The organism is Plantactinospora sp. WMMB334 (assembly GCF_049179095.1).
Lineage (GTDB): Bacteria > Actinomycetota > Actinomycetes > Mycobacteriales > Micromonosporaceae > Plantactinospora.
The window spans coordinates 2,828,664-2,848,867 of the sequence record NZ_JBMHME010000002.1; the positions used below are offsets into that span (position 1 = coordinate 2,828,664).

The window sequence follows — 20,204 nt, forward strand, 5'->3', positions numbered from 1 at the left end:
AGCACCAGTCACAGCACCTCCAGGGCGAGGGCCGCGGCCTCGGTACGGGTGCGGGCGCCGAGCCTGCGCATCCCGGACCGGACGTGGGTCTCCACCGTCTCGGCTGATATACCCAGTTGGCCGGCGATGCGTCGGGTCGGTTCACCGGCCGCGACCAGCCGCAGCACCTCACGTTCCCGGTCGGTGAGGTCACCGCCGGCGCGGGCGCCCCGGATGTCGCGGCGCACCGCGTGCCGGCGCAGCCCCCGGCGGATCCGGCCGAGCAGCACGACCAGCCCGGCCCGTTCGGCGCGTTCCTCGGCGGCGAGCAGTGCCGCGACGCTACGGGCCGGGTCGGGCTCGTGCAGGCCGGCGGCGAGCAGGCAGCGGACCTCCTCGCGGGCCGCCAGGTCGTGCCAGCCCTCGGCAGCCCGGGTGAAGCCGGCCGGGTCGCCGCCGGGGCTGTCCCAGGCGGCGAGCGTCTGCCGCCAGACCGGCGCCGGGCCGGCCGGTGCGCCGGGCAGCGCAGGACCGGCAGGCGGCGCAGGGTCGGTGGGCGGCGCGGCGGGCGGTGGGGCCGCGGTGCTGTCGTGGGCCGCCCAGCGGGCGGTGATCTGCCGCAGCCCGTCGACCAGCGACGCGGCGCCGGAGTCCGGTCCGCCGGCGTGGTCGGGCTGGCCGTCGAGCCAGGCCGCCTCCCGGCTGACCCAGTCGAGCAGCGGGCCGGCGGCGGTGGAGGCGCCCGTGGCGGCGGCGAGCCGGTCCCGGGCCGGGCCGAGCAGGCCGCCGTCGGCCTCGACCAGGCTGGCGGCGGCCACCGCGTAGTGGCGGGCGAGCCGCGGCAGGGTCCGGTCGGTCAGGTCGGCCGCGCGGCGCAGCGCCTCGTCGGGGTCGAGGGTCCCGTCGGCGCCGGGTGCGGGCGGCCCGCCGCGCAGCGCCGCACACCACAGCCGGGCCGCCAGGAAGCGGGTCTGCCAGCTGTAGGCGAGATCGGCGGCGCAGGCCCGCTCGGCCGCCTCGGCCGCCCGCCCCGCCTCGGCCAGCCGGCCGTCGGCGAGCAACGTCTCGACCAGCAGCCAGGCGCTCCACCGGGCGGAGAGCGCGTCGCCGGCCGTACCCGCCACCGAGGCGGCCGAGGCCAGCGCCGCCTCCCAGCCCGGGGTGCGGTGCGCGGCGCGTACCGCCGCCAGTGCGGCCCGCAGCCCAGGGTGCGCCGGTTCCGGGCCGTGCCGGGCGGTGATCCGCGCCGCCGTGCGGGCCGCCTCGGCCGGGTCGGCACCGAGTCGGGCGAGGAGCACGATCCGGTCCCGGACGGCGAGCTGCTCCGGGGTGGCCGAGCCCGGTATCCGGGCCACCGCCGCCCGGGCCGCCGGCAGGTCGCCGAGCTGGAGCAGTGCCTCCGCCCGCAGCAGGTCCGGGTCGACGCCGAGCGGCGCGGTCGTGGTCAGCACCCGGACCGCCGCCCGGGGTCGGCCGCAGGCGAGCGCGGCCCGGGCGGCGTCGACCCGGACGGCCGGCTCCGGCTCGACACCGGGCAGCGCGCAGGCGAGCAGCAGCAGGTCGGCCCGGCCGCCGGTCGTGCCGGCGGCGGCCGCCACCTCCCGCGCCCGCCGGTACGCGACCGCGCCGTCACCGGCCTCGGCCAGGTGCCGGACCGCCTCCGCCGGCGGTACGAGGTCGGCGAGACGCCGGTGCAGCGCCCGCCGGCCGGCCTCGTCGAGCAGTCCGGCGGCGACCTCGGCGACGTACGGCGAGACCGGGGCGACCGGCCCGTCTCCGCCGGCCGCCGATCCGACCGGGCCGGCGGCGAGGTCGTCGACTCCGGCGGGCGCGGGCGTGACCAGGCCGGCGGCGACGAGTTCGTCGACCCCGGCACCGAGCACCCGCGCCGGGGCGGGGCGGCCCAGCAGCCCGAGCGCGGCCATCGTGGTGCGGGCCGGCCGGGTCAGGTCGGCCAGGGCCGCCGCCACCGCGTACCCGACCTGGTCGGCGTCGAAATTGACGGGCGGCGGCTCCGGGCGCCGGCCGACGGTGTCGGGGCGGGACGCGGCCGGCGGCCGGTGCTGCGCGCTCCGGCGGGCCAGGGCCACCACCGCCAGCGGCACCCCGCCGGAGCGGCGGGCCAGGTCGGCGACGGTCGCCGGGCCCAGGCCGGGAGCGATCCGCCCGGCGAGGGCGGCCACCGCCTCGGCGGTCAGCGGCGGCACCGCCAGCCAGCCCGCCGCCACCGACCGCAGCGCCGCGACCGCCGACGGCGGCAGCCGGTGCGGGGTACGCAGCGCCACCGCGACCCGGCAGTGCGCGGCGAGCGGCACCAGGGCGGCGAGGGTGGCCGGATCGACCCACTGGAGATCGTCCAGGAGCAGTAGGCCGGTGCGTACCCGGGACCGGACCGCCTCGGCGAGCAGCGCCGGATCGTGGCCGGGCAGCCGGACCCGGACCGCGCGGGCCAGCGCGAACGCCGGCTCGGCGGGCAGGCTCGCCAGGCCGCCGCCGGTGAAGACCGGCCCCCGGAAGGCGGCGCCGAGCCGGGCGAGCGCGGTGCTGCGGCCGCCGCCCGGTCCGCTGTGCAGCACCACCAGGCCGGGCGTGGCCAGCAGGGCGGAGCCGACCGCGACGACGTCCACCGGCGCGGCGCCGTGCGTGTCGGCCGGCGCGGTCTGCGGCGCCGGGCCGCCGGCCGGCGGGTCCGCGGGCCGGAACTGGTCGGGCAGATCGCCGACCGACGCGTGCCGCACTCGTCCTCCCCGCCCGGGTCGACGCCTCACCACCGTGGCAGACGGTGGCACGAACATGGGATCCTGCGCCGGCAGGATATTCGTAGTGTGGTGTCCGGCAGGGGTAAGCCCGCCCCCGCCGTCGTGCCGGAAGGACAGCGGACGAGATGAGCGTGCTCCACCACCACCGGGTTGCTCCCATTGTCACCGACCGCACCACCCGCTGACGAGCCCATGGGAGCAGGTCCGCTCAGCGCCCGGGTCGCCGGCCTCTGCGACGAGGTCGGCCCGCGACTCGGTGCCGCGACCGGAAACCAGGTGCTGGGGATCCGCCGCCGGCTCGACGAGCCGCTGCGGGTGGCGATCGCCGGCCGCCTCAAAGCCGGAAAGTCGACACTGGTCAACGCGCTGATCGGCCGGCGGGTGGCGCCGACCGAGGTGGGCGAGTGCACCCGGATCGTGACCCAGTTCCGCTACGGCACCGCCGACCGGGTCGACGTGGTACGCCGGGACGGCAGCCGGCTCAGCCTGCCGCTCGACGACGCCGGCATGATCCCGCAGCGGCTCGGCGTGCCCCGCGCCGAGGTCTCCTTCGTCGACGTCACCCTGACCAGCGACCACCTGCGCGACCTGACCGTGCTGGACACCCCCGGCCTGGCGTCGACGAACAGCGTGGTCAGCACGGGTGCCCGCCGGTTCCTCTTCGAGGCCGCGACCGCCCCGTTCGACGACAACATCGACGACGACTCGGCCGGCGCGGTCGCCGGGGCGGAGGCGATCGTCTACGTCTTCACCCAGTCGGTGCGCGACGACGACGTGGCGGCGCTGGAGGCGTTCCGGTCGGTCTCGGCCCGGCTGGCCAGCAATCCGATCAACTCGCTGGGCCTGTTCAACAAGGTCGACAAGCTGGTCGGCGGTGCGGCGGACCCGTGGCCGGTGGCGGGTCCGCTCGCCGCCGACCAGACCGCGGTGCTGCGCCGGGTGGTCTCCGAGGTGGTGCCGGTGGTCGGGCTGCTGGCCGAGACGACCGAGGCCGGCCGGCTCACCGCCGCCGACTGCGAGGCGCTGCGCACGATGGCCCGGCTGCCGGCCGGCGAGCGGGCGCTGCTGCTCGCCTCGGTCGACCTGTTCGCCTCCCGGGACTGCCCGGTGCCCCGGGAGCAGCGGGAGCGGCTGCTGCGGCTGCTCGACCTCTACGGCATCGGCTTCGCCATCGCCCAGTTCGCCGCGGAGCCGCAGTTGGCCAGCGGTGACCTGGTCCGGCTGCTCTTCGCCGCCTCCGGCTTTCCCCGGCTGCGCAACACCCTCGACCAGGCGTTCCGGTGGCGCACGGACGCGATCAAGGCGGGGTGGGCGCTCTCCAGCCTGGAGAAGCTCGCCAGCCACGCGGGCGGACCCGAGGAACGGGAACTGCTCCGGGACGCGATCGAGCAGGTGCTGCAACAGCCGGAGTACCACCGGCTGCGACTGCTGGAGGTGGTCCAGCTGGTCAGCTCCGGGTCGGTGGAGCTGCCGGAGCCGATGGAGCAGGAGCTGACCCGGCTGGCGCTCTCCACCGACCCGCGGTGGATCCTGAGCCTGCCGGCCGCCGCGCCGGAGCAGCTGGTCCGGGCCGCACTGGACGCCGCCACCCGGTGGCGGGTCTACGCGGTCGCCGGGGCGAGCCCGGCGCAGTCCCGGGTGGCGCAGGTCGCGCACCGCGGCTTCTTCCTGCTCTCCCAGCGGGTACGCGGGAGCCTGCGGTGACCGCCGGCAGGACGGCCACCGGCGCCGGTGCGGCGGCACCGGCCGCGCGTGGCGGCGCGAGCGATCCGGGACGGCAGGAGGCGGCGCTCGGTGCGGCGTTGACCGGTGCCGTCGACGGTGGGCTCGCGTTCCTGCGCACGGTCGCCCCCGACGCGGCGGCCGAGGTCGACACGCTGCGCCGGCAGGTGGTGACCCGCCCGTCGGTGGTGGTGGTCGGCGAAACGAAGCGGGGGAAGAGTTCGCTGGTCAACGCGCTGGTCGGGGTTCCCGGCCTGTCGCCGGTCGACGTCGCGGTCGCCACCGCCTGCTATCTGGAGCTGGTGCCCGGCGCTGAGGCCGCGGCCCGGGCCTGGGTGCCGGGCCGGGCCGACCCGCTGCCGCTGCGCCTGTCCGAGCTGCGGGACTGGGCCACCCCGCTGGGCCGGCTGCCGGACGACCAGCGGCCGCCGCGGCGGATCGAGGTGACCCATCCGGCGCCGTTGTTGCAGTACCTGAGCCTGGTCGACACGCCGGGCACCGGCGGACTCGACCCGACACACGCCCGGATCGCCCTGGACGCGGCGGCCCGGGCCACCGCCCTGCTCTTCGTGGTCGACGCCGCCGCCCCGTTCGCCCAACCGGAGCTCGACTTCCTGATCGAGGCGAGCAAACGGGTCAACCTGGTGGTCTTCGCGCTGACCAAGACGGACGCGTACCCGGGATGGCGGACGATCCTCGCCGACAACCGGGCACAGGTGCAGGCCCACGCCCCCCGGTTCGGATCCGCGCCGTGGTTCCCGGTCTCGGCCCGGCTGGCCGAGCTGGCCCGGACGATGCCGGCCGAGGCGGCCGGCGAGCTGGTCCGGCTGTCCCGGATCGCCGATCTGCAGCACGCCCTGGTCGGCCTGGCCGGCCGGGGACATCTGCTGCGGCAGGCGAACCTGCTGCGTACGGTCCGCAGCGAACTCGTCCGCCACGACCTGCACCTCCACGACCGGCTGCGGGCCACCGACCCCGACCCGGCCGACCTGGCCCGGATCAAGCAGGACCGGGCGGCGCTGGCGGCGCGCAAGCGGACCGAGTCGCGGCAGTGGTCGCTGGCGCTGAGCACCGAGACGCAGCGGGCCCGGGTCGAGGCGACCGGGCTGCTGCGGGGCTACGTCGGCGGGCTCCAGGAGGAGTTCCTCAACCGCATCGACCGGGCCCACGGCGACGACCTCAAGGGGCTGCCGCAGCAGGTCGACGAGGCGCTGCACGCCCTGTCGGTGCGGCTGTCGGACGATCTGGAGGCCCGGTTCCGGCAGGTCGGCGAGCGGGTGCTCGCCGAGGTGTTCCAGCCGACCGAGCTGCGGTTCGTGCTCGGCCGGCTCAACGCGACCCTGCGGCACGCGCTGGCCAGCAAGCCGCGCCGCGACGGCGGCGGGCCGGACAACATGATGATCGCGATGTCGGCCGGGTCGATGGCGTTCCTGGCCGGCCGCAGCGCGATGGCCGGCGCCTCCGCGCTCGGCGCGGGCGCGCTGGTCGGCGGCGGCCTGCTGATCCCGTTCGCCGGGCTCGGCCTCGGGCTGGCCGCCGGTGGCTTCATCCTGTACCGGCGGCGGGTGCAGACCGACCGGCAGCAGGCCCGGATCTGGCTGCGGGAGGTGGTCGCCGACGCCCGGGCCGCCCTCTCCGACGAGATCACCAACCGGTTCACCGACCTGCAGTACGCGCTGACCCTCGCCCTCGACGACGCGATCGAGCGCCGGCTGCGGCAGCTCGACGAGCAGATCGCCGAGATCGACGCGGCGGCGGCCGAGGACACCGCCGTGCGGGCCCGCCGCCGCGCCGCGACCCAGCAGGAACGGGAAACGGTCCGGGCCCGGGTCAAGCAGGTCGACGAGGTGCTGACCCGGGCCCGGGTGCTGGCGCCGGCACCGCCGACGGAGGCATCGAGGCGGGAAGATGACTGACTACTGGGGCGGCTGGTCCGCCGACGAGCCGGAATTCGGCGGCCCGGAGGACGAGGCCGAGCAGTCAGGTGAGCTCGCCGACCTCGGCGGCGACCCGGCCGGCGACGATGGTTACCCGGTCGAGGGGTCCGACGGCGGCTACCCCGTCGAGGGATTCGGCGCCGCCGACCCGGTCGAGGGATTCGGCAGCGCCGACCCGGACGGGCTTCCCGGGGGCCCGCCGATGCCGCTCGGCTACGACGACCTGCCGGCCGAGGAGACCCCGGACCCGTACCCGCACGCCGGACCGGAGGCGTCGGAAGGGCTGGGGTTCGGGGCGGACACCTATCCGGAGGTGCCCGCCGAGGTCGGCTTCGGCGCGGCGGACCCGCCCGTCGGCGCCGACCCGGACCTCGACCCGTACGCCGACACCGGGCCGGCCTGGACCGACCCGCCCGAGCTGCCGGAGCTCGGCGCGCCCCCGGAGCCGGTCGACGGCTTCCCGTGGACCGACCCGGCCCTGCTCGGCACCCCGGTCGACGCGTCGGCGGCGACGCTGCCCGGGCCGGACGGCACGGTCGGGCCGGAGGAACTGGCCGGGTACGCCGGCACCGAGCTGCCGACCGGCGGTGACCCGTGGGCGGCGCTGGCCGCCTCCGACGACCCGGCGACGAGTACGCTTGCCCGGTTCTGGTCACCTGAGGAGCGCTGACGAACGCCGGGCCGTCCGCCCTGCCCTGCTGCGGGGTTCCGAGGCGTTCTCCGGGTGTCGGGATGCGAACACTGGCAACCGGCCCACCTCCGGCCCGACGAGAGGAAGCAGCAGATGGCGGAGCAGACCGACCCCACCGGCGCCACGGCGCAGATCGGCGTGACCGGGCTGGCGGTGATGGGCCGCAACCTGGCCCGTAACCTGGCCCGGCACGGTCACCGGGTGGCGGTGCACAACCGGTCGCCGGAGCGGACCCGGAGCCTGGTCGCCGAGCACGGTGACGAGGGGACGTTCGTGCCGAGCGAGTCGCTGGCCGACTTCGTCGCCTCGCTGGAGCGCCCGCGCGCGGTGATCGTCATGGTCAAGGCGGGTAAGCCGACCGACGACGTCATCGACGAGCTGGTGCCGCTGCTCGAACCCGACGACATCGTCATCGACTGCGGCAACGCGCACTTCGCCGACACCCGGCGCCGGGAGGAGGCGCTGCGCGAGCACGGGCTGCACTTCGTCGGCACCGGTGTCTCCGGCGGTGAGGAGGGTGCGCTGCTCGGGCCGAGCATCATGCCCGGCGGCTCGGTCGAGGCGTACCGGAAGCTCGGGCCGATCTTCGAGTCGATCGCCGCCCAGGTCGACGGGGCGGCGTGCTGCGCGCACATCGGGCCGGACGGCGCCGGGCACTTCGTCAAGATGGTGCACAACGGCATCGAGTACGCCGACATGCAGCTCATCGCCGAGGCGTACGACCTGCTCCGGGAGCGGCTGGACACCACCCCGGCCGAGATCGGCAAGATCTTCGCCGGCTGGAACGAGGGCGACCTGGAGTCGTTCCTGATCGAGATCACCGCCGACGTGCTCGGGCACGTCGACGCCGGCACCGGGAAGGCGTTCGTCGACATCGTCCAGGACCGGGCCGAGCAGAAGGGCACCGGCCGGTGGACGGTGCAGAGCGCCCTCGACCTGGGCGTGCCGATCACCGGGATCGCCGAGGCGACGTTCGCCCGGTCGCTCTCCGGGCACGCCGACCAGCGGGGCGCCGCCGCGCGGGCGTACGCGGGCGCGGGCGGCGAGGCGCCGACCGGTGACGTGGACCGGGACGCCTTCGTCGAGGACGTCCGCAAGGCGCTCTACGCCTCCAAGATCGTCGCCTACGCGCAGGGCTTCGACCAGATCCGGGCCGGCAGCGACGAGTACGGCTGGGACATCGACCCGGCGGCGCTGGCCACCATCTGGCGCGGCGGCTGCATCATCCGGGCCCGGTTCCTCAACCGGATCCGGGAGGCGTACGACGCCGACCCGCAGCTGCCGACGCTGCTGGTGGCGCCGTACTTCGTGCAGGGTGTCGCCGACAGCGTCGCGAGCTGGCGCCGGGTCGTCGGCTACGCGGCGCGGTCCGGGGTGCCGGCCCCCGCCTTCGCCTCCTCGCTGGCCTACTTCGACGGGCTGCGCCGGGACCGGCTGCCGGCCGCGCTGATCCAGGGGCTGCGGGACAACTTCGGCGCGCACACCTACCAGCGGGTGGACGCCGAGGGCAGCTTCCACACCCAGTGGGCGGGCGACCGTACCGAGTCACCGGCCTGACCGGACCGCTGCCGGAGCGGCACATCCGGCCGGGCCCGACTCCCGGTGCCGGGCCCGGCCGGTCAGCCGGGCCCGGCGTTGACGACTCAGCCGGGCCCGGCGTTGACGACCGCGATCAGGACGGCGAACGCGACGAGTACCAGCAGGGCCAGCGTCCCGGTCCAGACCAGCCCGGCCGTGCCGGTCCAGAACCGGTCGGCCGGGACGGCGGCCCTCGTCGGCGCCGGGACACCTCGGCCGGCCGGGGACGGCGCGTCACCTCGACCAGCGGGACGTGGCGCCGGTCGCGGTGACGCCACCGACCGGCCCGGCGCGGATACGGCGGGCGGCGCGGAGCCGGGCCGATCGCCCCGGAAGCCGGCGCCGCCGTCGCCGGAGCCGGCACCGCTGCCGGCCGGGCCGCCGGGGTCGAGCCGGACGGCTCCCTCGGCGACCACCGTCTCGGGCTGTTCCAGGGTGGTCGGGGCGACACCGAGTTCGGTGTGGATCAGCCGGGCGGCCAGCGGGATCCGGCTGGAGCCGCCGACCAGGAAGATCCCGGCCAGGTCGGCCGGGTCCAGCCGGGCGGCGGCGATCGTCGCGGCCAGGCAGCTGACCGTCTGCAGCAGCGGCCGACGGATCAGCGCCTCCAACTCCTCCCGGGTCAGGTGTGCCCGCAGCTCCAGACCCGGCAGGTGCAGATCGGCGCTGGCGGCCCGGGAGAGCAGCTCCTTGGCCGCCCGGACGTCGTCGTAGAGGAGTTCCCGCGCCCGGCGCTGCCCCGGCCCGGCCGGGCTCAGCAGGACCTGCCAGGCACCGGTCCGGCCCGGGGCGTAGCCCTGGCCGAGGTGGTCGACCAGGGCCTGGTCGAAGTCGAGTCCGCCGAGGTCGGTCAGGCCCGACTCGGCCAGCACGTCGAAGCCGGCGGCGGTGCGGCGTACCACGGCGGCGTCGAAGGTGCCGCCGCCGAGGTCGTAGACGGCCAGCGCCCGGCCGGGCGGCAGGGCCGCGCCGAGCAGCGCCGGATAGTACGCCGCCGCCGCGACCGGCTCGGCGACCAGCCCGGGTCCGGGCAGCCCGGCGGCGCGGGCGGCGGCGACCAGCACCGCCCGGCGGCGCTCACCCCAGCGGGCCGGATGGGTCAGCCGGAGCTCGTCCACCCCGCCGAGCTGCCGGCCCGCCTCCGCCGCGACCCGTCGCAGCACCGCGCCGACCAGTTCGGTCACCGGCAGCTCCCGGTCACCGAGCAGCACCGTCCCGTCGTCGATGCGCCGCTTCGGATGCGGCTCGAACCGGGCCGGGTCGAGCCGGGCGGCCCGCTGCGCGTCCCGGCCCACCAGCGGCACGCCGTCCGGACCGAGGAAGACCGCCGACGGCAGCAGCGGCGTGCCGTCGAAGAGCAGCGGCCGGGCCCGGCCGTCGGCGCCGCGCGCCACGGCCACGGTGTGCGAGGTGCCGAAGTCGATGGCGAGCAGCCGCATGGCCAGCACCCTACTGTCGGCGGAGATCTCCCGTCCGACGGCAGGGCGCCGCCCACCGGTCACCGGGAGGTCAACCGGGGCGGGCATACTCGCGGCGTGCTCCGGGACTTCGCCTACCTCGACGCCCCGACCCCGCTGGCGTTCGCGCACCGGGGCGGCGCCGCCCGCGGTGACGAGAACACCGCCGAGGCGTTCGCCCGGGCGGTCCGGCTCGGCTACCGGTACGTCGAGACCGACGTGCACGCCACCGCCGACGCGGTACCGGTGATCTTCCACGACGCAACGCTGCACCGGATGACCGGAGAACACGGCCGGATCGCCGGGCTGCGCTGGGCGGACCTGCGGGCGATCCGGGTCGGCGGCGCGGCGGCGGTACCCCGGCTCGACGAGGTGCTCGGCGCCTGGCCGCAGGTGCGGTTCAACGTCGACGTGAAGGCCGACGGCGCGGTCGCCGCCACCGTCCGGACCGTCGACCGGTCCGGTGCCGGCGACCGGGTGCTGCTCGCCTCCTTCAGCGACGCCCGGCTGGCCCGGCTGCGGGTCCTGGCCGGCCCGCGGATCGCCACCTCGCTCGGGCTGCGCGGGGTGGCCCGGCTGCGGCTGGCGTCCCTGGCCAACCGCCGGCTGGTGCTGCCGCCGTCGGTGGTCGCCGCCCAGGTGCCGGTCCGCTACCGGGGGGTCCGGGTGGTCGACCGGCGGTTCGTCGACTACGTGCACCGGCTCGGCCTGCAGGTGCACGTCTGGACCATCGACGATGTCACCGAGATGAACGAGTTACTTGACCTCGGGGTGGATGGCATCATGACCGATCACGTCGACGTGCTGCGCGAGGCGTACCAGAGCCGCGGCCACTGGCCGTCCGACCGGTAGGTCGGCCGGAACCAGTCCGCCCGACCCCCGACCGAAGGACCGCCATGGCCGAGACCATTCCCGCGACGGCGCCGCCGGTGCCACCCAGTACCCGGCAGGAGCGGGTCGGCTGGTACTTCTACGACTGGGCGAACTCGGCCTTCCCGACCACCGTCATCACGGTCTTCCTCGGCCCGTACCTGACGTCGATCGCGAAGGCGGCCGCCGGCTGCGCCTCCGACGACCCGTGCCGGGGGCAGCGGATCAGCCTGCTCGGCCTCGACATCGCACCCGGCTCGCTCTTTCCGTACATGGTGTCGCTCTCGGTCTTCCTGACCGTCTTCGTGCTGCCGCTGGTCGGCGCCGTCGCCGACCGGTCGGCGCGGAAGAAGGAGATGCTGGCGCTCTACGCCTACGTCGGGTCGGCGGCCACCGTCGGGATGCTCTTCCTCACCGGAGACCGCTACCTGCTCGGTGCCGGGCTCTTCCTGGTCGCGAACATCTCCTACGGGGCCAGCATCGTCGTCTACCACTCCTTCCTGCCGCAGATCGCCGGCCCGGACCAGCGGGACAGCGTCTCCAGCATCGGCTGGGCGATCGGCTACATCGGCGGCGGCTCGCTGCTGGCGATCAACGTGGCGGCGGTGCTCTTCAAGGACTCGCTCGGGCTGGACACCGGCGACGTCGCCCGCTACAGCCTCGTCTCGGCGGGCGTCTGGTGGGCGGCGTTCACCACCATTCCGCTGGTGCGGCTGCGCAACCGGCCGCCGGTCGCCGGCCCGGCGCAGGGGCCGCTGCTGCTCGACGGGTTCCGGCAGCTCTGGCACACGCTGCGCAGCCTCAAGGCGTACCCGTTGACGCTCTTCTTCCTCGTCGCCTACCTGGTCTACAACGACGGCATCCAGACGGTGATCTCGCTGTCGGCGGTCTACGGCACCGAGGAGCTGAACCTCTCCGACGACGTGCTGGTGCCGACGATCCTGATGGTGCAGTTCCTCGCCTTCGCCGGGGCGCTCGGCATGGGTGCGCTGGCGAAGCGGATCGGCGCCTGGAAGACGGTGCTGATCAGCCTGGTCCTCTGGACGGTGGTGCTGGCGGTCGCGTTCCGGCTGCCGGCCAACCAGGCGCTGCCGTTCGTGCTGCTCGGCGGCGGGATCGGCATCGTGCTCGGCGGCAGCCAGGCGCTGAGCCGGTCGCTGTTCAGCCAGCTCATCCCGAAGGGCAGGGAGGCGGAGTACTTCGGCCTCTACGAGATCTCCGACAAGGGTACGAGCTGGCTCGGTCCGCTGCTCTTCGGCCTCGCGTACGGGATGACCGAGAGCTACCGGGTGGCGATCATCTCCCTGCTGGCGTTCTTCGTGCTCGGGTTCGTGCTGCTGGCCGCCGTGCCGATGCGCCGGGCGATCGTCGCCGCCGGGAACACCCCGCCGGAACGGCTCTGACGGGACGGCCGGCGGCGGCGATCTCGGGCCGGACGGTGCCGGCGGACCGGGCCGCCGCCGGCTGGGCTGGACGGTCGGCACTGGCTCGATGAGCGAAGCGAGCCCTGACCTCCCCGCAGCTCCGGTTGACTGTCTAGGGTGGGCCGGAGGCGCAGAGGATCTGGGCAGGAGGCGCGTGGGATGGCGGAGCCGATCGAGGCGGTGGCCGGTACGGCGCTGGTCGGTGCGATGGCCGGGCAGGGCTGGCCGGCGGCCCGGGCCGAGCTGGTCGCGTTCTGGCGGCGGGTCCGGCCGGCGGAGGCGGACGACGTGGCGACCGAGCTGGCCGAGGTGCGCGCCGAGGTGCTCGCCGCCCGCCAGGCCGACGACCCGGCCCTGGAGCGCACCCTGGCCGACACCTGGCGGCTGCGGCTGCGGGAGTTGACTGGCGACGCCCCGACCCTTACCGCCGAACTGCGCGACCTCGTCGACCGGCATCTTGTGCCGGCCCTCTCCACCGACGAGCGGGCGCGGGTGACGGGCCGGCTGCCGGCACCCGACCGGGACGGCGGCTCGGCGAGCTGAGAAGCCAGCCCTCCACGGCACGGCGGCTCGAACCCGGCCGTTGCCGCGACCGGTTGCACCCGACTTGCTGCCGCACTGCGGATCCGATCTGATGGTTCCGCACCACCCGCCGCGCATCGATCCCCGAGACCGAGCGGCGTCGGGTGGAGGCCGAGGATCTGCGGGACCGGTTGGTGGCCCTGCCGGGTCGGTAGGCTGCCGCGCATGCCCGACGTGGTGTACGACCTGCTCGACGCCGACCAGGCCCGCCCTGTCTCGACGGAGCTGGAGCGGCTCTACGCGGAGGTGTACGCGGAACCGCCGTACGAGGAGGGCCCGGAGCACGTGGCGCAGTTCCGGCGCTGGTTCCGTGATCACCGTCGGCAACCCGGGTTCAGCCTGGCCAGAGCGGTGGACGGTGGCCGGCTGGTCGGCGCCGTGTATGGATACACGATGCCGGCCGGTGAGTGGATGGAGCCGCGGGCCGGCGAACCGCCGGAGCACCTGCTCGGCGTGCCGAAGCTGACGATCCCGGAGTGGCTGGTCTGGCGGCCGTACCGGGGGCAGGGTGTCGGCCGGCGGCTGCTGGCGATGCTGCTGGACGGCCGGTCCGAGCCGTACGCGATCCTGGCGAGCAACCCGGCGGCGCCGGCACGCCGGCTCTACGACCGGCTGGGCTGGCAGCAGCACGGCACGATCCGGCCGAAGCTGATCCCGCCGATGGACGTGCTCGTGCTGCCGCTGCCGGAACGGCGGTGAGCAGGGCGCGCCGGGCAGGTCCGGACGCCTGGGCGCGGATGGTTGATCATCCGGCGTGGCACCCCTGTGCGCGTCGGGTTGACGACTGGTCAGGCTGGTGTCACGGCACGCGGAGGTTCTGAGCAGGATCTCCATGCTCGCGCCCGGTGGCCTAGGCTCCCCCACCGTGACCGACGAGAACCACCACAGCAGCCTCCTGTCCACCGGCGACGAGTCCGCCCTCGCCCAGGCGTGTTTCGCCGCCGGCGACGGGCGGCTCCGGCACGGTGCGGCCCTCAAGTTCTTCTGGGGACCGATGGACTGTGGCAAGTCGACGATGGCGCTGCAGATGAACTACAACCACGCCCGGCAGGGGCGGCGCGGGCTGGTGCTGACCCGGATCGACCGCTCGCTCGGCCCGCAGATCACCACCCGGATCGGCCTGGCGCACGAGGCCGTCGAGGTCACCGACGACCTCGACCTCTGTGCACTCGTCCGGTCCCGCTGGGCCGAGGGTGACCGGCTCGACTATCTGATCTGCGACGAGGCCTGCTTCTACACCGTGCGGCACGTCGAGCAGATGGCCGAACTGGTCGACTGCTACGACGTGGACGTCTTCGCGTTCGGCCTGGCCAGCGACTTCCGGTCGTGCCTCTTCCCGGCCGCCCAGCGGCTGTTCGAACTCGCCGACGAGGTGTGCCGGATCCAGGTCGAGGTGCTCTGCTGGTGCGGGCGGCCGGGGCAGTTGAACGCCCGGGTGGTCGGCGGTGCGGTCGCCCGGGAGGGTGAGCAGGTGGTCATCGGGGACACCGTCGAGGCGGCCGAGGTGCGCTACCAGGTGCTCTGCCGGCGGCACTTCCGCTCCGGCGACCTGGGCGACAACCGCTGACGACGCAGGGCGGGTCAGGTGGGCCGACGGTGCCGGGCGGGTCAGAACGGGTCGCCGCAGACCCGCCACTGGTCGCCGTCCCTGACCATCGGCATCTCCCGGCGGTCCGTCGCCCCGGAGCGGCGGGTCAGCGTCGCGGTGACGGTGCCCCGGAGCTGCCCTCGGTCGCTGGCGACCTCGACGTCGTCGACGGCGTACCGGCTGATCGTCGGCGGCACGGCCAACCGCCGTTCGAACTCCTCCCGGCTCCACCGCTCGCGGGTGTCCACGCAGAGGCGGTCGTAGGCGCCGGCCGCGTCGCCGCTCGTCACGTCGTGCAGGAACGCCTCCGCCGCCTCCCGGGCCGCACCGGAGGACTGCCGGACGTGCTGGTAGTTCCAGGCACCGAGCCCGGTCGCGCCGACGCAGCAGACGAAGAGGCCGGCCGCGACCACCGACAGCACGCCCCGGAACCGGCGCGGCGGCCGTCCGGTGCGCCGGCCGGGCAGCTCGTACCCCATGGCACCGACGGTAGATAACCGGCGGTGACCGGCGGCGCCGAACGGAGGTTCCGGCCGGCCGACGCGCACCGACGCCGGCCGTGGACGACACGTCGCCGGGCGTCGTCTACCGTCGGGATCATCCCCGTCCGCTCCGCCGACCCACCGGCCGGCCCCCGACCCCCCGAGGACCAGAGCATGCAGCGCTACGTCCAGGCGGTGCCCGTACCCGCCGACCCGTACTTCGGCGACCGGCTGCTGCGGTCGTGGCTGGACCGCCAGCTCGGCCGGGACGGGCACGGCGCGGCGGCGGAGCGGCTGGCCGCGCTCGCCACCGACGTCACCGGGCCGCTGCGGGCCGCGCACGTCGACGCCGAGGCGCATCCGCCGGCCCTGGTCCGGTACGGGCCGTGGGGAGCCAGGATCGACCGGATCGAGACCTCGGCCGGGTGGCGGGTCCAGCGGGCGGCGGCGGCCCGGCACGCCGTGGTCGCACTCCCCTACCTGCCGCAGGCCCGCGGCACCTGGGGGGCGGCGGCCCGGGTCGTCCAGCACGCCCTGCTGCACCTGTACGGCCCGGAGTCGGCCACCTTCTCCTGCCCGGTGGCGATGAGCGACGGCGCCGCCGCGCTGCTCGCCCGCCCGGAGGTCGATCCGGCGGTCCGGGACGCCTGGCTGCCCCGGCTCACCGCCACCGACCCGGCGGAGGTGGTCAACAGCGGGCAGTGGATGACGGAGTCGCAGGGCGGCTCCGACCTGGCCCGCTCGACCACCACCGCACGACCGGCCGGCGACGGGACGTGGCGGCTCACCGGGGAGAAGTGGTTCTGCTCGGCCGCCGACGCGGAGCTGGCGGTCGCGCTGGCCCGCCCGGAGGGTGCCGGGCCGGGCAGCCGGGTCCTGGTGCCGTTCCTCGTGCCCCGCTACGCCGCCGACTCGCCGCTGGCCGCGCCGGGTGCCGACCCGGCGGCCCCGGCTCCCGGGGTCACCGTGCACCGGCTCAAGGACAAGCTTGGCACCCGGGCGCTGCCGACCGCCGAGATCGGGCTGCGCGACGCGTACGGCTGGCCGCTGGGCGATCCGGCCGGGCCGGGGCTGAGCCGGGCGATGACCCTGGTCGTGGTGACCCGGTTGCACAACGCGGCGGCGGCCGCCGCCGGCATGCGCCGAGGGCTCGGGTACGCGCGGGCGTACGCCGACGCCCGGCAGGTGGCCGGCGGACGGCTGATCGCCGCGCCGCTGCACCGGGCCACCCTCGGCACCCTGGCGGTGGACGCGGCCGGCGCGTTCGTGCTCGCCGGGCACGCCTTCGCGCTGCTCGGCCGGGTCGAGGTCGGGGCGGATCCGGTCGCCGCCGCCGAGCTGCGGATCGTGGCGCCGCTGGCCAAGCTCGCCACCGGGCGGCTGGCGGTCTCGTCGGCCAGCGAGTACGTCGAGGCGTTCGGCGGAGCCGGGTACGTCGAGGACACCGGCGTGCCCCGGCTGCTGCGCGACGCCCAGGTGCTGCCGATCTGGGAGGGCACCACGAACGTGCTGGCCCTGGACGTGCTCCGGGCCGTGCTGCGGGAGGACGCCGCCGCGCCGCTGCTGGACCGGCTCGACGCGGCCACCGACACCGCCCGGCGCCTGCACCCGGCGCTGGCCGACGCGCTCGGCGCCGCGACGGCGCAGTTGCGTGACTCGCTCGCCGAGGTGGCCGCCGGACCGGAGTCGGACGCGGTGCTGGCCGGGGCGCGCGGGCTGGCACTGCGGATGGCGTACGCGCTGGCCACCGCCCTGCTGGTCGAGCAGGCGGCCGGCGGCGGCGACGAGACGGCGGAGGTGGCTGCCAGGCTCTGGGCGCGACGCTGGCTGCGTGGCGCCGACATCGCGGCGGATGCCCATCACGAGCTGGACGTGCTCTGCTGACCGGTGCCCCGAGGAGCCGTGGGAGTCAGCCGCGCCGACGGGTCCGGGCCGCCCAGATGGCGTACGCCGGGTCCCGGTCCAGGTTGTGCCGGTCCCGGTCGTAGCGCCGGGTGGTGCGCGGGTCGGCGTGCCCCATCGCGTCCTGCACGTCCTCCAGCGGCACTCCCTCGGCGCGGGCCGAGGTGGCGAAGGCGTGCCGCAGCGAGTGCGGGGAGAGCCGTTCCCAGGCCGGGATGCCGGCCGCCCGGGCCAGCCGCCGCACCAGCCGGAAGACCGCGTGCCGGTCGAGCCGGTTGCCGGTGGCGGTCACCAGCAGCGCGCCGGTCAACTGCGCCACCGGCCGCCCCGTCGCGGTCGCCCGGGCGGCGAGGTAGGCGTCCACCGCGTACGCCGAACCGGGGGTCAGTGCCCGGCGGCGGGCCCGGCCGCCCTTGCCGACGAAGCGCAGGCTGCGGTGCCCCCGCTCGTTGCCGAGGTCGGTCAGGTCCAGCGAGACGAGTTCGCCGACCCGCAGTCCCAGGTCGGCGAGGAGGGCCAGCACGACCCGGTTGCGCAGTGCGTTCGGTCCGGCGTCCGCCTCGGCGGCGACGAGCAGCGCGTCGACCTCTTCGGGGGTGAGGCCGACGGTGGCGGAGTGGTCGCGGTCGACCCGGGGCCGGTCCGCCCCGGAGACCGGGTTGGCGGACACCGCCCCGAGCCGGCCGAGAAAGGTGTACCAACTCGACAGCGCGGAGAGCCTCCGGGCCACCGTGGCCGGGGTCAGCGGGCGGCCGCTGCGTGGGTCGACGCTGGACTCCAGATCCCGGGCGTACGCGTTGACGTGCAGAAACGTGGCGTCGAACGGGTCGATCTCCCCGTCGGAGCACCAGGCCAGCCAGCCGGCGACGTCCCGCCGGTACGCGGCCCGGGTGTGCTCGGAGAGCCGGCGGTTACGCAGCCAGGCCTCGGTGAAGTCGGCCGGGGTGTGCGGCGGCACCGGTCGGGTCGCCGCCCGGCGAGCCAGGATGGATCGGGACACGCGAAAAAGGCTCTCAGACCGGACGCCCCAGATCGTGAAGACGCGCCCGGCGCCGGCCGAACGACGACACGTCGGCTGAACGACGGACGTGCCGGGGCGCGCTGGCGCCCCGGCACGGCGTGGTGTGACGGCGGGTTGTCGAGAGTCAGGACCTGATCTGGCGGGGGCCGCCGCCGGAGACGGTCACCTCGACCCGGCGCGGCTTGGCCCGCTCGGCGACCGGGATGCGCAGGGTCAGCACCCCGGCCTCGTAGCCGGCTTCGAGCTTGTCGGTGTCGAGGGTGTCGCCGAGGAACAGCTGCCGGGTGAAGACTCCCATCGGCCGCTCGGCGGCGACGAGTTCGATCTGGTCACCGGTGGGGCGGCGGCGCTCGGCGCGCACGGTGAGCACGTTGCGCTCCACGGTGCACTCGATGCTGTCCGGGTCGACGCCGGGCAGGTCGAAGGCGGCGTAGAAGTAGTCGCCGTCCCGGTAGGCGTCCAGGTGCATGACCGCCGGCCGGCTGGTGGTGCCGAAGAACTGCTCGGCGATCCGGTCAATCTCACGGAACGGGTCGGTGCGCATCAACATCGTCGATCCTCCTCGGTTCTCCTGGGCCGAAGACTCAAGTTGAGTCTGGGCGACTCAAGTCCTCCTCCTTATTACCCCCTGTCCGGCTCCGCCGTCAAGTCCGCCGAGGCGCTTCTCGAACCAGTGCTCGGCGTACGGGTCCACCGAGTAGGCGGGGACCTCCCGGTAGCCCTGTCGGGCGTAGAGCGCCCGCGCTTCCACCAGGTCGTGCCGGGTGTCCAGTCGCATGGTCGACATCCCGTACGCCGCCGCGGCCTCCTCGACCGCGCCCAGCAGCCGGACGCCGCCCCCGCGCCGCCGGCCGGGCGCGGTGAAGTCCCCCGGCGGAGACGGCGACGACCGCCGCCTCACCGGGTCACCGCGAGCGGCCCGGTGGCCGCCGTCGGGTCCGGAGGGTCTCCGGCGTCTCGGCCGGTAACGCCCGGGGGAACGGTGCCGATCCGACGTACACCGGGGACCGCCGCGGTGCCCAGGCAGGTGAGGGCGACCGCGACGGCGGAGACGGCCAGCGGCACCGCCGGTGACCAGGCGTCGGCGGCGAGTGGGGCGAGGGCGTACCCGACCGGCATCGCGGCGAGCGAGAGCAGCCAGTCGTAGGAACTGACCCGGGCCAACACGTGCGGCGGGACCTCCGTCTGCACCACGGTCTCCCAGACCGGGTTGAGGAAGCCGAGGGCGGCCAGCGCGACGCCGTACCCGAGCACCACGCTCCACCAGGGCGCGGCCACGGCGAAGAGGGTGAGCGGCAGCGCGTACGTGGCCAGGCCGAGGTTCGCCACCAGGATCGGCCAGCGGAGCCGGACCCGGCCGGCCAGCAGGGAGCCGACCAGCAGGCCGACGGCGCCGGCCTGGAGGACGAGCACCCAGACGTCCTCGCCGCCGAGCCGGTCGACCGCCACCACCGGGCCGAGGGTGGCCAGCACCGCCGCCACCCCGTTCCAGACCGCGTGCGCCACCAGACTCGTCCAGTACCAGTCGCGGGAGCGGACCTCGGTCCAGCCCTGCCGCAGGTCGGCCAGGAACGGACGTCGTCGCACCGGGACCCGGTGGATCCGGAGTGCGGCCAGCAGAGCGGCGCTGACCGCGAAGCTCGCGCCGTCGAGCACGAACGCCCAGCCGGGACCGGCGGCGAAGATCAACGCGCCGGCCAGGGCCGGGCCGGCCAGGTGGGTCGTGCTGCTGGCGGCCCCCAGCGCCGCGTTGGCCCGCTGTCGGCCGGCGCCGTCGACGACCCCGGCGACCAGTGGCGAGGCGGTGGGCATCGCGAAGGCCGACGCGACCCCACCGACCGCCGAGGCGGCGGCGATCGGCAGCAGTGTCGGGTCGCCGCCGAGCAGCTCGATGCCGACGACGAGCTGCGTCACGCAACGGACCAGGTCGGCACCGAGCGCGACGATCCGGGGGTCGAACCGGTCCGCCACCACCCCGCCGAGCGGCAACAGCAGCAGCCTCGGCACCATCGCGCAGCCGAGCACCAGGGCGAGCGCGGAACTGGATCCGGTGGCCCGCAGCACGGCGAGGGCGAGTGCCGCCGGCACGACTGCGTCGCCGAGCGCGGAGAGCGTACGGCCGAGGAAGAGCAGTTGGAAGGCACGGGTCCGGAGCGGGTGCGGCATGCCGGAAGATTATTTCGATGTCGAATCATTCGTCAACGAATTATTC

Annotated in this window: 17 protein-coding genes; 10 read left to right on the plus strand and 7 right to left on the minus strand. The window is 75.6% G+C overall.

The window, feature by feature from the left end; translation table 11 throughout:
• Positions 1 to 8: 8 nt before the first annotated feature.
• Entirely contained in the window at positions 9 to 2,717 is a 2,709-nt protein-coding gene (locus ACN27G_RS12095; RefSeq protein ID WP_421492896.1) for a LuxR C-terminal-related transcriptional regulator, read from the minus strand.
• A 213-nt stretch (positions 2,718 to 2,930) separates the two neighbouring features.
• Between ACN27G_RS12095 and ACN27G_RS12100 the strand changes: the two genes are divergently transcribed.
• The 4 genes from ACN27G_RS12100 (at position 2,931) to gndA (ending at position 8,645) form a co-directional block, all read left to right on the plus strand.
• Entirely contained in the window at positions 2,931 to 4,442 is a 1,512-nt protein-coding gene (locus ACN27G_RS12100; protein ID WP_421492897.1) for a dynamin family protein, read from the plus strand.
• Positions 4,439 to 6,376: a dynamin family protein gene (locus ACN27G_RS12105; protein ID WP_421492898.1), complete on the plus strand. Its 1,938-nt coding sequence runs from the start codon at positions 4,439 to 4,441 to the stop codon at positions 6,374 to 6,376. Before ACN27G_RS12100 ends, ACN27G_RS12105 begins: the two co-directional genes overlap by 4 nt.
• Complete coding sequence (locus ACN27G_RS12110) at positions 6,369 to 7,067, plus strand: hypothetical protein (protein ID WP_421492899.1); 699 nt, start codon at positions 6,369 to 6,371, stop codon at positions 7,065 to 7,067. Before ACN27G_RS12105 ends, ACN27G_RS12110 begins: the two co-directional genes overlap by 8 nt.
• 114 nt (positions 7,068 to 7,181) lie before the next feature.
• The gene (gndA, locus tag ACN27G_RS12115) at positions 7,182 to 8,645 is read left to right on the plus strand and encodes an NADP-dependent phosphogluconate dehydrogenase (protein ID WP_421492900.1); all 1,464 of its coding nucleotides are present in this window, start codon (positions 7,182 to 7,184) and stop codon (positions 8,643 to 8,645) included.
• An 86-nt stretch (positions 8,646 to 8,731) separates the two neighbouring features.
• Here the strand turns inward: gndA and ACN27G_RS12120 are convergent, their stop codons facing one another.
• Positions 8,732 to 10,105: an Hsp70 family protein gene (locus ACN27G_RS12120; protein WP_421492901.1), complete on the minus strand. Its 1,374-nt coding sequence runs from the start codon at positions 10,103 to 10,105 to the stop codon at positions 8,732 to 8,734.
• Between the two features lie 96 nt (positions 10,106 to 10,201).
• On the opposite strand from ACN27G_RS12120, the gene ACN27G_RS12125 reads away from it, so the two are divergent.
• The 5 genes from ACN27G_RS12125 to ACN27G_RS12145 all read left to right on the plus strand — a co-directional run bounded on the left by ACN27G_RS12125 (position 10,202) and on the right by ACN27G_RS12145 (position 14,566).
• Positions 10,202 to 10,975: a glycerophosphodiester phosphodiesterase gene (locus ACN27G_RS12125; protein WP_421492902.1), complete on the plus strand. Its 774-nt coding sequence runs from the start codon at positions 10,202 to 10,204 to the stop codon at positions 10,973 to 10,975.
• 44 nt (positions 10,976 to 11,019) lie between these two features.
• On the plus strand, positions 11,020 to 12,396 hold the full coding sequence (locus ACN27G_RS12130) for an MFS transporter (protein WP_421492903.1): 1,377 nt from the start codon (positions 11,020 to 11,022) through the stop codon (positions 12,394 to 12,396).
• Positions 12,397 to 12,576: 180 nt separating this feature from the next.
• Positions 12,577 to 12,960, plus strand: a complete 384-nt coding sequence (locus ACN27G_RS12135) for a hypothetical protein (protein WP_421492904.1) — start codon at positions 12,577 to 12,579, stop codon at positions 12,958 to 12,960.
• A 204-nt stretch (positions 12,961 to 13,164) separates the two neighbouring features.
• Positions 13,165 to 13,698: a GNAT family N-acetyltransferase gene (locus ACN27G_RS12140; RefSeq protein WP_421492905.1), complete on the plus strand. Its 534-nt coding sequence runs from the start codon at positions 13,165 to 13,167 to the stop codon at positions 13,696 to 13,698.
• A 196-nt stretch (positions 13,699 to 13,894) separates the two neighbouring features.
• The gene (locus ACN27G_RS12145; RefSeq protein WP_421497304.1) at positions 13,895 to 14,566 is read left to right on the plus strand and encodes a thymidine kinase; all 672 of its coding nucleotides are present in this window, start codon (positions 13,895 to 13,897) and stop codon (positions 14,564 to 14,566) included.
• 41 nt (positions 14,567 to 14,607) lie between these two features.
• Here the strand turns inward: ACN27G_RS12145 and ACN27G_RS12150 are convergent, their stop codons facing one another.
• The gene (locus ACN27G_RS12150) at positions 14,608 to 15,066 is read right to left on the minus strand and encodes a hypothetical protein (RefSeq protein ID WP_421492906.1); all 459 of its coding nucleotides are present in this window, start codon (positions 15,064 to 15,066) and stop codon (positions 14,608 to 14,610) included.
• Between the two features lie 177 nt (positions 15,067 to 15,243).
• On the opposite strand from ACN27G_RS12150, the gene ACN27G_RS12155 reads away from it, so the two are divergent.
• Positions 15,244 to 16,953, plus strand: coding sequence for an acyl-CoA dehydrogenase family protein (locus ACN27G_RS12155; protein WP_421492907.1), 1,710 nt, complete (start codon positions 15,244 to 15,246; stop codon positions 16,951 to 16,953).
• 25 nt (positions 16,954 to 16,978) lie between these two features.
• On the opposite strand, the gene ACN27G_RS12160 is transcribed toward ACN27G_RS12155, so the two are convergent.
• The 4 genes from ACN27G_RS12160 to ACN27G_RS12175 all read right to left on the minus strand — a co-directional run bounded on the left by ACN27G_RS12160 (position 16,979) and on the right by ACN27G_RS12175 (position 20,158).
• Entirely contained in the window at positions 16,979 to 17,971 is a 993-nt protein-coding gene (locus tag ACN27G_RS12160; protein WP_421492908.1) for a tyrosine-type recombinase/integrase, read from the minus strand.
• Positions 17,972 to 18,116: 145 nt separating this feature from the next.
• Complete coding sequence (locus tag ACN27G_RS12165) at positions 18,117 to 18,542, minus strand: Hsp20/alpha crystallin family protein (RefSeq protein WP_421492909.1); 426 nt, start codon at positions 18,540 to 18,542, stop codon at positions 18,117 to 18,119.
• Positions 18,543 to 18,596: 54 nt separating this feature from the next.
• Positions 18,597 to 18,893, minus strand: coding sequence for a GNAT family N-acetyltransferase (locus tag ACN27G_RS12170; RefSeq protein ID WP_421492910.1), 297 nt, complete (start codon positions 18,891 to 18,893; stop codon positions 18,597 to 18,599).
• Complete coding sequence (locus tag ACN27G_RS12175) at positions 18,890 to 20,158, minus strand: MFS transporter (RefSeq protein ID WP_421492911.1); 1,269 nt, start codon at positions 20,156 to 20,158, stop codon at positions 18,890 to 18,892. Before ACN27G_RS12175 ends, ACN27G_RS12170 begins: the two co-directional genes overlap by 4 nt.
• Positions 20,159 to 20,204 lie beyond the last annotated feature (46 nt).